Annotated in this window: 11 protein-coding genes; 1 reads left to right on the forward strand and 10 read right to left on the reverse strand. The window is 40.0% G+C overall.

Annotated elements, in window-relative coordinates:
• Position 1 precedes the first annotated feature (1 nt).
• The 10 genes from MTBBW1_RS04210 to MTBBW1_RS04255 form a co-directional block, all read right to left on the reverse strand.
• A complete protein-coding gene (locus tag MTBBW1_RS04210) occupies positions 2 to 655 on the reverse strand; it encodes a class I SAM-dependent methyltransferase (RefSeq protein ID WP_080799532.1) in 654 nt (217 codons plus the stop codon).
• A 625-nt stretch (positions 656 to 1,280) separates the two neighbouring features.
• Positions 1,281 to 2,534, reverse strand: a complete 1,254-nt coding sequence (locus tag MTBBW1_RS04215) for an OmpA family protein (RefSeq protein ID WP_080799535.1) — start codon at positions 2,532 to 2,534, stop codon at positions 1,281 to 1,283.
• A 336-nt stretch (positions 2,535 to 2,870) separates the two neighbouring features.
• Entirely contained in the window at positions 2,871 to 3,143 is a 273-nt protein-coding gene (locus MTBBW1_RS04220; RefSeq protein WP_245809241.1) for a Trp family transcriptional regulator, read from the reverse strand.
• A gap of 128 nt (positions 3,144 to 3,271) precedes the next feature.
• Positions 3,272 to 4,867: a sensor domain-containing diguanylate cyclase gene (locus MTBBW1_RS04225; protein WP_080799541.1), complete on the reverse strand. Its 1,596-nt coding sequence runs from the start codon at positions 4,865 to 4,867 to the stop codon at positions 3,272 to 3,274.
• 102 nt (positions 4,868 to 4,969) lie between these two features.
• Positions 4,970 to 6,382: a sigma-54-dependent transcriptional regulator gene (locus MTBBW1_RS04230; protein ID WP_245809242.1), complete on the reverse strand. Its 1,413-nt coding sequence runs from the start codon at positions 6,380 to 6,382 to the stop codon at positions 4,970 to 4,972.
• 3 nt (positions 6,383 to 6,385) lie between these two features.
• Complete coding sequence (locus MTBBW1_RS04235; RefSeq protein WP_245809243.1) at positions 6,386 to 7,876, reverse strand: dihydroorotase; 1,491 nt, start codon at positions 7,874 to 7,876, stop codon at positions 6,386 to 6,388.
• Positions 7,866 to 8,798: an aspartate carbamoyltransferase catalytic subunit gene (locus tag MTBBW1_RS04240; RefSeq protein WP_080799544.1), complete on the reverse strand. Its 933-nt coding sequence runs from the start codon at positions 8,796 to 8,798 to the stop codon at positions 7,866 to 7,868. The genes MTBBW1_RS04235 and MTBBW1_RS04240 overlap by 11 nt, the downstream gene beginning before the upstream one ends.
• A 131-nt stretch (positions 8,799 to 8,929) precedes the next feature.
• Positions 8,930 to 9,652 carry a signal peptidase I gene (lepB, locus tag MTBBW1_RS04245; RefSeq protein WP_245809244.1) on the reverse strand — a complete coding sequence of 241 codons (723 nt, stop codon included), beginning with the start codon at positions 9,650 to 9,652 and terminating at the stop codon, positions 8,930 to 8,932.
• A 215-nt stretch (positions 9,653 to 9,867) separates the two neighbouring features.
• Positions 9,868 to 11,172, reverse strand: coding sequence for a homocysteine biosynthesis protein (locus tag MTBBW1_RS04250; RefSeq protein WP_080799547.1), 1,305 nt, complete (start codon positions 11,170 to 11,172; stop codon positions 9,868 to 9,870).
• A 156-nt stretch (positions 11,173 to 11,328) separates the two neighbouring features.
• The gene (locus tag MTBBW1_RS04255; protein WP_080799550.1) at positions 11,329 to 12,720 is read right to left on the reverse strand and encodes a M23 family metallopeptidase; all 1,392 of its coding nucleotides are present in this window, start codon (positions 12,718 to 12,720) and stop codon (positions 11,329 to 11,331) included.
• 344 nt (positions 12,721 to 13,064) lie between these two features.
• On the opposite strand from MTBBW1_RS04255, the gene MTBBW1_RS27430 reads away from it, so the two are divergent.
• Positions 13,065 to 13,796 carry a YcjF family protein gene (locus tag MTBBW1_RS27430; RefSeq protein WP_087881708.1) on the forward strand — a complete coding sequence of 244 codons (732 nt, stop codon included), beginning with the start codon at positions 13,065 to 13,067 and terminating at the stop codon, positions 13,794 to 13,796.
• The last annotated feature ends 60 nt before the right edge of the window (positions 13,797 to 13,856 follow it).

Genomic DNA, 13,856 nt, shown 5'->3' on the forward strand with positions numbered 1-13,856 from the left:
TTTATACCTGTTTTGCTCTCATTTCTATGAGTACTACCGGAATATCCTTATTATCTGATTTTATATTCTGCTTTTTAAGCTTTAAATCATAATGGGTTTCCATAACCCGGACAAATTCCAATGAAGATTTTCTCATTCCTTCGGCAAGAATAATCTTTCCACCAGGCTTAAGGTATATTTTAAACAGCTTTAAAAGAGTCATTATATCAACTTCCTTGAAAACCACTTCTGAGCCGATGATATAATCAAACTGCCCCATGGGAAATGGATTGTTCCAGTCAAGAAAGTTAATCATCTCGTCATCAATACCGTTTTGCAGAGCATTTGCCCTTGCAAAATTCAAGGCATCTTCATTATATTCAGTAATTGTAACCTGATGGCCCATGGATGATGCATATATACCGGCAACCCCCAAACCCGCACCTATCTCAAGAAAACGCTTTGAAGGATCAGGTTTTAAAAGGGAGAGCTGAAAAGCAAGAACCGCAGTTGCTTCCCATATTTTTGACCACAGGGGAAATCCTTCAAAAATATCATCGGGATTAATAAAACGATCTATGGTTTTTGGCACATATATTTCAAGTGTCTGATTGACAAGGGAAAAGGTTGTCAGCTCAACATCATAATTTTTTTTAAATTTTTCAATGGAATACATATTTTTACAAAACGGGCATTAACTCAACACTAATTATCCCAAACAATAAAAACAGCTCGGTTTTAAAAGTGTAATAGCCCTTTCCTTTCCTTAAAAAGACTTTACCGTGAAAAAACTGGCATCCTTCATATGAACCCAACAGTACTTTACACTTTGTTGTGAGAGATTCCCACTAATCAGAGATTTCTCTCAAGAAAGTGTAAACTGGGAAATGAAGCATGCCAAAAAACTCATCATTTTCATAATCGGGGGTGTCAGAGTAGTGCTTTGTCAAAGCTAAAAATTGATGGTCTCGTAAAAAGCCAGATTTCAGCATTTTTTGAGTTGTAACATGCTGAAATTATTAATAGCAAGTTTACTATTTCGGACTTTTTACAGGTTCATCAAAATTAGGGTTCGATTAATTGTAGAGACAAGGCATGCCTTTGTCTCTACTGACATGATGGTTTAATCTCTTTGATTGTAGCGGGTAATCCCATGTAGTTGAAATCAATTAAAAAACCGGCAGCCATGATTATTTATGGCTGCCGGTTATATTTGGTATTATCTATTTAACATCAACCGGTATTAACGGATTTAATGTCAGACATATCAATACATTTATTATTTACATTAACAAATCATATTACAAAACAGGCATCAACTGAACTCTTCTGTTAAGTGATCTGCCAAATTCGGTCTTATTGGAGGCAGCAGGTTTGCTCTCTCCAAAGGCCTCACATTTCAGTCTGCCCTCGCTGATACCTTTTTTAACAAGGTATGCTTTGACAGCCTTTGCTCTTCTCAAGGAAAGACCTTTGTTATAAGCATCACTTCCAATGCTGTCTGTATGTCCCTGTAGTACAACTTTCATATTCGGGTTCTGATTCAGAACCTCAATGACCTTTGCAAGATCAGGATAACCGGCAGGTTTTATTACAGCTTTGTCAAAGTCAAACAGAAGGTCTCCCAGTACCCAGCAACCCATGGGGTTAACTTTTGCACCAGCAGGGGTTCCCGGACATTTGTCAAGATAATCGGGTACTCCATCACCATCTGTATCAAGAGGACATCCATCAGCATCAACCTTTACACCTGCTGGGGTGTCAGGACATTTGTCATCTTCATCGTAAACACCGTCTCCGTCACTGTCGAGTCTCACTTTTACAGGAGCAGGTCTTGGAGCATCCTCAAGAAAAACATCCTTCACAAAATTTGCCATTCCGGCTGATGAGAGAATGTTTGCAGCTTCTGATAAAAAGCCACACTCTCCAACTTTGGAAATCTGTTTCATGATTGCCATACCTGCGGCATCATTACCCACAACTACAGGATAGATACAAATAACAGAACTTGAATACTTATCTTTAAGAGCTTTTGCAGCATCAACTGTTTTGCCAGGCATATCTTTGCCGTCAGAAACAATTACAACTGCTGTTGAACCGGAAAGTCCTTCAAGGTCACCGGCAGCAGCTTTCAATGCCATACATAGAGGGCTTGTTCCACCCGGGGCACCAAGCTTGCTAAGTCCATCTGCAAGTCCCTTTGTTGTATAAGCTTCCATACCGTACTGCATTACTGTAGGTTTTTTTGTAATAGAAGGATGGTGACCAAATGTTCTCAAGCCTGCTGTCTGTCCCATCTCAGGAAGGGTCTGATTCATTCGGGCTACAACTTCCATTGCAACTTCAAATTTTTCGTTTCCATTGCATTGTTCTTTCATGGAGCTTGAACCATCAAGTATAATCAGTACATTATCATATGCTGAACGATACATGGACATGTCAAACTGCTGTGGAGAAAACTCAGGAAGTGGCTGCTTTGGCCCCTGTCCTGCACATCCCACCATCACCATAGCAACCGTTGTAATAAAAAAAACAGCTCCAATAAATCTTTTCATTTTTGTTCTCCTTTTAGTTATTATTGTATCTTTTACCCCATACCAACAATACATCTCTGAAAATTGTAATATGTTGCCTATTTTTCATGCTACCCTAATTTTTAGGAATAGATCCGAAATAACTTACCCATCACTCCCACCTATCTATAGATAAAGATTAGATCCCTCTGGAGGGAAGGTTGATACGCAAGTTATTTAAGAGCTGTTCCTTACTCAAAATCGACATTTTATTGCTTTTTCCGAAGTTATTGCAGTTGTCTGAATTATAAATTAAATTGACTGAATTATCTACTTTATTAAAAAAAACCGCAACTGAAAATTCAACAAAACAATAATCTATGGGTCATCCATAGATTTTCTGGTCAAAATCTTTTTTACAACAGAGTCTCTCTTTTTTAAAATTTTTGATCCCCTTGTAATCTTGCAAAGGCTGATGCCATATTTTTCAGCAATTTTTCTCTGGGTCATTCCACTTTGAAGATCTATAAGCAATTTCCATCGCAGGGAGAGATCTGCTACCTCACCAGGGGTCATGATCTCATCAAAGAAAGATGCCAGTTCATCCAGATCATTTATGCTGCTTATATTTTCAAGCAGATCCCGATCCATGGTCATTCCCTACCTCTGCACGAATCTTTTTTCATGAATGTTTTCATATGGACTTCCAGAAAAATATTCTGATATTTCTTTTTTGAAGCTTAAGGTTCTTTCTCAGCAAACATCATGATTAGCAAACATCATGCCATCATATAAAAGCCAAGATTTTTATCATACGGCGGGGGATTGTAATACTGCGCCTCAACCATTTTATCGTCCACAGAATCAATCTGCACCCTTCGTTTAATCAAGGATTTACGTTCATCATCAAGGGTAAAGCTTACATCAACAATATCACCGGGCTTAAGGGTATTGGAACGCATTGTTTCAAAACATACTGCCCTTATTGAAATTTTTACAACTGTGATATATCCATGTGTATTTTTGTTAAAATGACGATAATCTCCGGGCAGCATCACGTCTTTATATTTGTATTGAACCTTGTTCCTTGCAGAATCTCTCTGTAGCTCAAGATCCTCTTCATCAAGCATTGGCTGGAGATTGTTTTCCATATCATGGATATTTTCTCCTTCATCATCTTCATAACCGGAAGATTCAGATGGATAAGCCTTTATTTCCGATGAAAAATTGACATCTTCTCCTTTAACCGCACTATTATCAGCAGTTTGATTATCAACTGCTCTTTTACGTGACAAGGTGTTGTCAGAAGGATCAGCCTTTACAGAATTCTTTTCAGAATCCAGAGTTCCGCTCTCTAAATTTTCATTGTTAATATTGCTCTGCCTGTTGCTTTCTAACCTGACAGACTCACCTTTTTTATTTATAATGTCTTGTATTTCATTATGAATATCAATATCAACAAGCCTGATTGCCACATTTGCGGAAATTGAGACTTTTCCACCCAGAAAAAGAGCACTCTCAAGTCTTGTAAGGAGCCTCTGCCTGGCCTGCTGGGTCTTGCCAAGGCTTGTCTGTGGCATAACCACTGCAAATTTGTCTGCATCATAACGAAAAACCTCATCAACAGCTCTGAATGAAGTATGAAGAAATTTTGCAAATTCCTTGAGCAGTCTGTCACCGACATTATACCCATATTTATTGTTTATGCTTTTAAAATCCCTGATATCAATCATCAGCAGGGATGAGTTTACATTATATCTTTTTAAAACCTCTATTCTGTTATTAATAAATCTTTCAAAACTTATCTTGTTTCTCAAACCGGTAAGAGAGTCTGTGAGTGCAATTTTTTTAAGGGCCTGATTATAATAGGACCTCTCAATTGCAATTGCTGCATACTCTGCAATTGAAGAGAGTACCTGCATCTCCATTTCTGTAAAATTATCACCACTTATCTTGTTGATCAGTTCAATGACACCAAATATTTTGTCATCGGTTTTAAGGGGAACTCCAATTATTGACTGGGTTTTAAAGCCTGTGGCTTCATCCATTCGCATACTGAATCTTTCATCTTCCACAACCTTCTCAACAATAAGAGATTCTCCTGTTTTCAGAATATGCCCTGCAATCCCTTCTCCCTTTGGAATTCTCACCCCTTGAAGTTTATCCTTGTTGGCACCAACCACAACAGTAAAAACCATATCCCCTGTTTTTGGCTCTTTCAACAGCAGTGACCAATTCATAGGTTGAAAAATACATCCAACCTGATACATAAGAATATCAAGCGTCTCCTTGATGGTTTTTGCTTTGGCAAGGGGCTTGCCAACCTCTATGAAAAAGGCAGCAGTGTCAAGATCTTTCACTTTGTTGATATCCATACAAGTTCTCCGTATTTTCAGTTTAAACTTTTCTTAAGTGTAAAGACAAACCGGTTTTAATGATTGGTTAACAAGTTGCAGTTTTTCAGACTGTATATGCTGTCAGGATTCTTCTGATTGTTTTGATATCCGGTATCGGATAGAGCGCAATGTAATCCCTAGTAAATCAGCAGCTTTGCTTTTATTTCCACCTGCCAATTCCATTGCTCTTGAAATATAGGCACCTTCAATTGAAGAGAGAATTTCATCCAGATCAACCCCCTGCTCCACTTCACTTAAATCATATCTGCGTCCCTTTACACCTTCAACCCATCGACGTTTTTTATGCATGGATATGGTAAGACTTTCCGGAAGAATGATATTTGTGGAAGAGAGAGCCACACTTCGTTCAATGAGATTTTCAAGTTCCCTGACATTACCAGGGAATGTATATTTATTAAGGAAAGATGCCGCATATGATGAAATCTTGGAGATATCTTTACCCATACGTTTTGAGTATTTTTCCGTAAAAAAATTGGCAAGAAGCTCAATATCCCCTTTTCTGTCCCGTAATGGCGGAACCTTTATGGGAATAACATTTAAACGAAAAAAAAGATCTTCCCGAAATTGGCCATCCACAACTTCCTGTTCCAGATTCTTGTTGGTTGCTGATATAATGCGAACATTAACATCAATTTCCCTGGTACTGCCCACAGGCTTGACCCTTGTCTCCTGAAGGGCACGAAGAAGTTTTACCTGGAGCATTGGAGAAAGTTCACCTATCTCGTCAAGAAAAATGGTACCCTGGTGAGCAGCCTCAAAAAGCCCCTTTTTGTCACTTATAGCACCGGTAAATGAGCCTTTTACATGTCCGAAGAACTCACTTTCAATGAGGTTTTCCGGAATGCCACCGCAGTTGACAACCACAAAGGGATGGTCTTTACGCTCACTCATGTCATGCAAAGCTCTTGCTATCAACTCTTTGCCTGTACCGCTCTCTCCTGAAATCAGGACATTTGTCTTTGTTGCAGCTACCTGGCCAATGAGATTATATATACGCAGCATTCCCGGGCTGTTACCTACAATCTTTCCAAAGTGAAGTACTGGTTTCGGCTGATCCTTGGAGAAAGTCTGTGGCTGAAAGCGTGCATGAGTCTGGGAAAGAGCTTTTTTTATAGCTTGTCTCAACTCACTGTTATCAAAGGGCTTTGGGACAAAATCATATGCTCCTTCGTTCATGGCCTCAACAGCAACTTCTGTTGTGGAGTAAGCAGAGATCATTATCACTATGGTATCTGGATTTTTTCCTTTGGCAGCCCTTAATACATCAATCCCTGTGAGGTCTCCAAGACGTATATCACACAAAATAAGATCGAAATCTTTCTCTCCGATCATCCTGAGAGCCTGTTTGCCATTTTTTGCAAAAGTTGTGTCATATCCTTCGCGTGACAGGAACACATCAAGGAATTCACGCATACTGAGTTCATCATCGACAACAAGCACCCGAGGTTGAACCATACCTGACTCCAGACTCATATTTTACTGACCTCCATCTGTTCTGTGGTATGCAATAGTTCCCTGTACCATTGTCATATAGACCTCACCTCTGAGGTGATATCCTGCAAATGGAGTATTTCTGCCCTTTGAAAAAAATGTTTCCGGATTAACAGACCAGAAAGCATCGGGATCAATGATGGTAAGATCCGCAGGATTTCCAGGAACAATATCATTATTAATATTTAAAAGAGCAGCCGGTTTTTTAGACATCTTTTCAATAAGCTCATCAAAAGTGAGACTGCCGTTGTTGACAAGCTGAAGAGATAGTCCAAGAGCAGTCTCAAGACCAACAATTCCAAATGCAGCACGATCAAATTCAACATCTTTTTCAAGCAGAGAGTGAGGTGCGTGGTCTGTTGCTATAATATCAAGGGTACCATCAGAAAGTCCTTCAATAACTGCAAGTCTGTCCTGCTCGGTTCTGAGGGGAGGATTCATCTTTGCATTTGTATCATATTCTGCAACAGCTTCGTCAGTTATGGTAAAATAGTGAGGAGCTGTCTCAGCAGTAACGTTAACACCTCTTTTTTTCCCCTGGCGTATTGCATCAACAGATTCTTCACAACTTACATGAGCAATATGCAACCTTGCACCTGTAAGTTCAGCAAGGGCAATATCACGCATAACAACAGTGCTTTCAGCAGCATTAGGAATACCTTTAATACCAAGTCTTGTGGCGACAATACCCTCATTCATGGAGCCATCTCCGGCAAGGCTGAGATCCTCAGCATGGGAAATAACAGGTATGCCAAGTCCCCGAGCATACTCCATTGCCCTTCGCATTACCCTTGCATTTTCCACAGGACGTCCATCATCTGTGATTGCCACAATGCCAGCCTGCTTCATATCACCATACTCTGCAAGGTTCTCCCCTTTAAGTCCTCTTGTAATTGCTCCTACAGGATAGAGCCGTGTTCCGCCAAGGGACTTTGCACGATTGACCATAAAAGCTGTAATCTGTGCGTTGTCATTGACAGGATTTGTGTTGGGCATGGGACAGACAGCGGTAAATCCCCCCCTTGCAGCAGCTTTAAGACCAGTTTCAATTGTCTCTTTGTACTCCTGCCCGGGCTCCCTTAAATGGACATGCATATCAATAAGACCCGGTACAACAACCATACCAGCAAGATCTATTTCGGTGATATCTGCCTCCTTACTGCAATTTGTATAACCCTCTCCGGAGACAGTTGGAGACGCTTCTACTTTGCCTTTCTCACTGTAATTTGTATCACCTTCTTCAACGGGAAAGTTATCAACTCCAATCTTACCAGCCTCACTGTAGTTTGTATCATTTTCTTCTGATTTAAGCCCCTTAGTAACTGAGGATGGGTCAGAAGAGTCAAGCATCACAGGAGGATAAGGAGAAGAAGGGTCAATAACAGCCTCAATCATGCCATCAAAGATAATAATATCCTTATAATCGTCAATACTTCCCGGATCAACTACCCGTGCTCCCTTTAACCTAAGCCGCATGTTTCACTCCTCCTGCCACAAGATAAAAAACAGCCATTCTCAGGGCAACCCCGTTTGTCACCTGATCAAGAATAACAGAGTGTGATCCATCTGCAACATCGTTTGATATCTCAACTCCACGATTCATAGGTCCTGGATGCATAACAAGAACATCACGACGTGCTGACTTTAGTCTTTTTTCCGTTAAACCAAACAGATTTGAATACTCCCTTTCTGTGGGAAAAAGGATCTGCTCCTGGCGCTCCTTCTGTATCCGAAGCATCATCACCACATCTGCCCCTTCAATACAGGAATCAGCATCAGGTGCTACTCTGCACCCAAGTTTCTCAATTCCTTTGGGGATCATTGTTAGAGGGGCTGCAACTGTAACGGAAGCACCCATTTTAGTAAATCCTGTAATATCAGATCTGGCAACACGGCTGTGGGCAATATCCCCAATTATGGCAATCTTCAAACCTTCAATTCTGCCCTTTTTTTCCCTCACAGTCATAAGATCAAGCAGAGCCTGGGTTGGGTGTGCATGAAGGCCATCTCCTGCATTGATAACAGAGGCTTTTATCCTGCCAGCAATAAGAGTTGCTGCACCGGAAGAAGAGTGGCGTATAACAACAATATCAGGATTCATAGCCTCAAGGTTCCTTGCAGTATCAATAAGTGTCTCTCCCTTTACAATACTGCTTGAGCCAGATGATATAGATATTGTATCTGCACTCAACCTCTTGCCTGCAATATCAAATGAAATTTTTGTTCGGGTACTGGGTTCCTGAAAAAATAGTACAACTGTCTTTCCACGCAATGTGGGTACTTTTTTTATAGGTCTGTTCGAAATCTCCTTCATACCTTCGGCTGTATCAAGAATCATTGTGATCTCTTCAGAAGAGAGCGCATCCAGTGTCAACAGATCTTTATGCTCAAAACGCATAATAATAATATCCTGTCCAAATTATGGAAATTCTGGCACCATTGTTTGGGTAGGTTAATTAAACCCTATTACTTAGTTCATTAGGAAAGTGTAAGCCGGTAAATGAATGGTGCTTAAATTCTTCACATACTCTATTTTAAAATATCGCCTATCCTGCTCCAGCGAACGCCGAACTCTTCACTGTTAAATGACCAGTATATCAAAAATGCTTTACCCCTTACTGCCTTTAGATCAACAAAACCCCAGAATCGGCTGTCATGGCTATTATCTCTATTATCTCCCATGACGAAAATACAATTATCAGGAACTGTCTTAACAGGCATATTATCCCTTGTACTGAATTTGCCTGGTATTATATAGGGATCCCTGTAAACTGCATATGGCTCATCATGTTGCAGCTCTCCATTTACATAAAGCTGCTTGTCCTTTATTTCAACAGTATCGCCTGCTATTGCAACAACACGCTTGATAAAATCTTTTTCTGGATCTTCCGGATACTTGAATACCACAATGTCTTTTCTTGCCGGATCTTTGTAAGGTATAAGAGTGTATCCATCTGTAAAGGGAAGTTTCACACCATAGGTAAATTTACTGACAAGTATATGATCTCCTATAAGAAGTGTATCCTTCATAGAGCCTGAAGGTATCTTAAATGCCTGAACCACAAAGGTTCTGATAAAAAGGGCAAGGACAACTGCTATGACTATGGCTTCAATATTTTCCCTGAGAGCACTTTTTTTCTTTGGCTCTGCCTCATCTTGACCAGGGTTTTCATCAAGCTTCTTTGTTCTGCCGAAGATACCCTTTTTTTTCAAGGGCATTTCTTCCTGCTCCGGATATGTTGTCTCTTTCAATGGTGTTTAACCTCTCTTTTTTGGGACTCAATAAAAAATATCAGTTCACATGTGGTCGAAATTAAAATCAACTCCATTAAAGAATTTTGGGGTTGAAATGAAGAAGTTTTTATTAGAAAGTCTGGCATCCTTCATATCAACCCAAAAGTAGTTTACACTTTTCGGAAAATTTTTGAACCATGATTAAAGGATTTAAAGATTAACATGATGAAAAATCAGGATAATCCCTTAATCATGAAAATCATGGTTCTGACAAAGTGTAAACAGGCAAATGAAAGATGCCGAAAGTCTGCATAAAAAACTGATATACAACGACTTTCAACTCTTCGATTGTGGCGGTGAACCGCCATGTTGGTTATATAAAAAAAATGCTGAGGTTCTCCAAGCAGAAAAGTGCCGTTCTGGATAGATGCCTTTAAAAGATTGGCAATTTTTCTGGCCTTTACCATGCTGGATAGAGGTACTGCTGTAATCTTTTTGCCCTGTATCATTATGGAGCCGCTTTTAAGCTCTGCATAACTGACTTCTCCGTAACTTTTGGATACAGCATTTGGATAATCATGGCCGTAGTCAACCACTTGTGTAAAGATCTCTTCATCGGAAACTGCTGTGAATTTTGCCATCTCCTCGTTCAAAATGGGAATAGGTATCCCAAGCCCCACTGAAAGCGAACAGCCGTAACCCCTGATACTCTGACCAACCAGCCACTCGGCAGACATCTCCTTGAGGTTGCCCATGACAAAAAGAGTTCCTGCAGGTGTAAGTGGTACCCCATTCAAACCACGCCTCACTTCTGTTTTATGTTGAGTCCCATGCCAAGTAACATAACCTTGGGCACCACCGAGAAAAATCCTTGTTCCTAGGCCTATTGTCTTTAAAAAAGGATCGTTAAAAAGAGGGCTTAAGGCTCCTGATGTTGAATAGTTGGCATTTCCCATCTCCGGCTTAAGGGTGCCCATGTATGTGTAACGAATCCTATCTGAACGGTTGATGGCACAATTGTAGTTCTGATACCCGTTGCGCGGATTACACATAATGGCATTGGGAATCTCGTCAAGGGTCATTACCTTCTCAATACGCCTGTTTGGATAACAGTCAGTTCCATAGCTTTCTGCAATGATCTCAACCTTTTTACCTGCAACAAGATCATGGATCACATGTCCACCACCATAATTGAACTCTCCGGGATATATACGGTTCAGGGGATCATCTTCGCTTGTCTGTGTCGCTCCCAGAAAACAGTCAACAGCAGCCACACCTGAATAGGCAGGAACATTGTTAAACAATGTTCTAGTTGTCCTTACAAGGGGCTTTGACTGACCAATATTCAGAAATGCCCCTGATGAACACATAGGTGCAAATGTACCTGTGGTGACAACATCAACGTTTTGTGCAGCCTCCACAGGGCCATGTTCCCTGACAACATCAATTATTTCTTCTGCGGTTAAAACAACCGCTTTCCCTTCCCTGATTTTCTCATTAATCTGGGCATATGTTTTATTTACTTTAAACTGTGACATTAAATCCACCTGTTAAAATTGAACTTAGCGCCTTTCGGGCGGGCTTTTTTGTTCCCCAAAATGGAAATTCCTATACTATGAACTTAGCGCCCTTCGGGCGGGCTTTTCCATAACCACTTGCTTTTGCAGGAGATAAAATGGAAATTCCTATACTATTTAATTACCAAACTCCTGTCTGACATCATCTATTTTTGAATAGATATTGTTATCTATCCACGATTGATCCCACCACTCCACAGGATTTACAAAAACATCATGCACAGAGATGGCAAAATGAAGATGGTCGCCACCGGCAAGACCTGTTGCTCCTGTTTTTGCAATAATATCTCCTTTTTTTACCATATCGCCTTTTTTAACAAAGATACTGCTCAAATGGGCATAGGAGGAACAAAGTCCGAATCCATGATCAATAAGTACAGATTTTCCAAAAATACCAATATTGTCAACTCCAATCACCCTTCCTGCATTTGATGCAGGCACCTCTGCATGTGCAACAGAAGCAAGATCTATACCCATATGGGTCTGACGATCAATCTCCTTCCCGTTGTGCTTATATATCCTGTGATCCGCAAACTTTGCCCTGGTGGCTGAGCCTGGCAGTCGTAAAAAACGATCTTTCCACATCAGGGTTGAGTCAGTTTCAGCAACAGGTTTCAAAATTTTTTCAATATTGAGTTTTCGTACATTTCGGTTGATATAGATAAATTTATCAAGAAGTCCTTTATCAGAAGGCTCAAAAACTATATCCTGCACCCCAAGGTCAAATTCAGGCATTTTGCTTTGCAAAAAGCTGTCAGAAATATTGAGAACATCTGATCTGAACTTCTTCTCTTTTATATAATGATAAAATCCCCTCTTTGCAATGTTACCGGCCAAGTCTTCAGCTTTGACAAAAATTTCAGTGCCCGGGCCCTGTTCATGGGATAGTGCAAAAAAAACAGCCATTATATTTTTTTGATTAAACATGCCGGAATATCCAGGATAAAAATGATCACCTACCTGAATTCCGCTTTTAACATTTTCCTCTTTTATTCTGTATATAACAAGACCTGTTCCACCGCGTGATATGTTATGGGTTTTGGAAAGTACCTCAACTTCGGGAGGACGGGTATCAATTACAACCTTTTTTTCAATCTCTGCAATATTTCCCTTGTTCCAGCCTCTCCATGAAAAATCAGATACAACAATTTTTATAACAGCCTCACCATCCCCCATACCATATTTCCAGGATTCAAGCGGAATTTTAACATTATCCTCCATAACACCGGAACCTGAAACGCCCTTGAGTATCCCAAGATAACCTTTAAATGGAAATTTTTTATTAACAAGGTTCTTCTCTTTGGTACCCTGGGTTATTGTTATCAGCACCTGCCTCAAACCAGTACCTTTATCACTAACCTCCAAGTTAAGTTCATAGGAATCCGTTAGATAGAGTGAGGGCAACTTAAGGGAAATTTCAGGCTGCTTTCCTTCATAAATGTTGAAGATAAACCATAAAAACGGCAGGACAACACCAATAAAAAATATAAAAAACAGTATTTTTTTCATAGCTAATAAATTTTGTCAGAAGGTTTTAGAAAATTAAGGAACTTGCATGAAATAAACTACTGCACTGTCAATACTTAATTTTAGGGTTATCTGCAACGTAGTGACAAGGCATGCCTTGTCTCTACAATTAACCGAACCCTAATTTTTAGCTTTGACAATGCACTACCCATTCACCTCACTCCTTATATCTGTCTTCAATGCGGGAGCTACAGCAGGGAAATTTTTTCGGACTCATTCCTAAGGTTCCATAAAATGCTGTTAAAATAACAGCAATACCTCAAGTTATCAAGGCATTTTCAGGCTTTAAAATCAATTGACAGAATAAAGTTTAAGGGGTATCTTTAATGAAAAAAATATTTCTTGAAGCATCCAGTCATGATAGTTCTGTTAAAAAATCCAAAACTCACAACCTTCTACTGTTCTTTCAAGGAAACGGTGGAAGTGGATACTCCCCTCATAAAGATACTCCCCATACAAAGAAAAATATTAATGAAGCATCCACAAAGAACACTAACAAGGAGGAGAAAACAGAAATGAACACCACCAAAGAAAAAGCAACAGATGCCAAACCCGAAGATAATGCAACCACAGAAACAGCACCCATGGAAACTGATACTGCAAAACGTCTGGATGAAGCCAATAAAATTGTAAGAAACAGAATGATTGCTTCTGTAGGAGCTGGTCTTATACCATTGCCTGTGGTTGATATTGCTGCATTAACAGGCATCCAGATGGATGCTGTAAGAGCCCTTTCCAAGCTGTACAATGTAAACTTTACCCAAAATATTGGGAAAACAGCCATTTCAGCCCTGACAGGTGGAATTTTCCCGGTTGCTTCAGGGCCATGGGTGAGTTCAGCCGTAAAGACAGTTCCTGTGGTAGGACAACTTATGGGAACAATTTCAATGCCAGTTGTTGCAGGTGCTTCAACCTATGCACTTGGTCAGGTTTTTATCCAGCACTTTGAATCCGGTGGAACTTTCCTTACATTTGACCCTGAAAAAGTCAAAGAACATTTTAAACAGGAATTTGAAAAAGGAAAGGTGTTTGCAAAAACAGAAGCAAAGGCAATATGATTTTTGAACGGGCAAAAGCCCACAAAATTGTCTCTTTCGGCATCCTTCATCTAACTACAC

Source organism: Desulfamplus magnetovallimortis (assembly GCF_900170035.1).
In the GTDB taxonomy this organism is placed as follows: domain Bacteria; phylum Desulfobacterota; class Desulfobacteria; order Desulfobacterales; family Desulfobacteraceae; genus Desulfamplus; species Desulfamplus magnetovallimortis.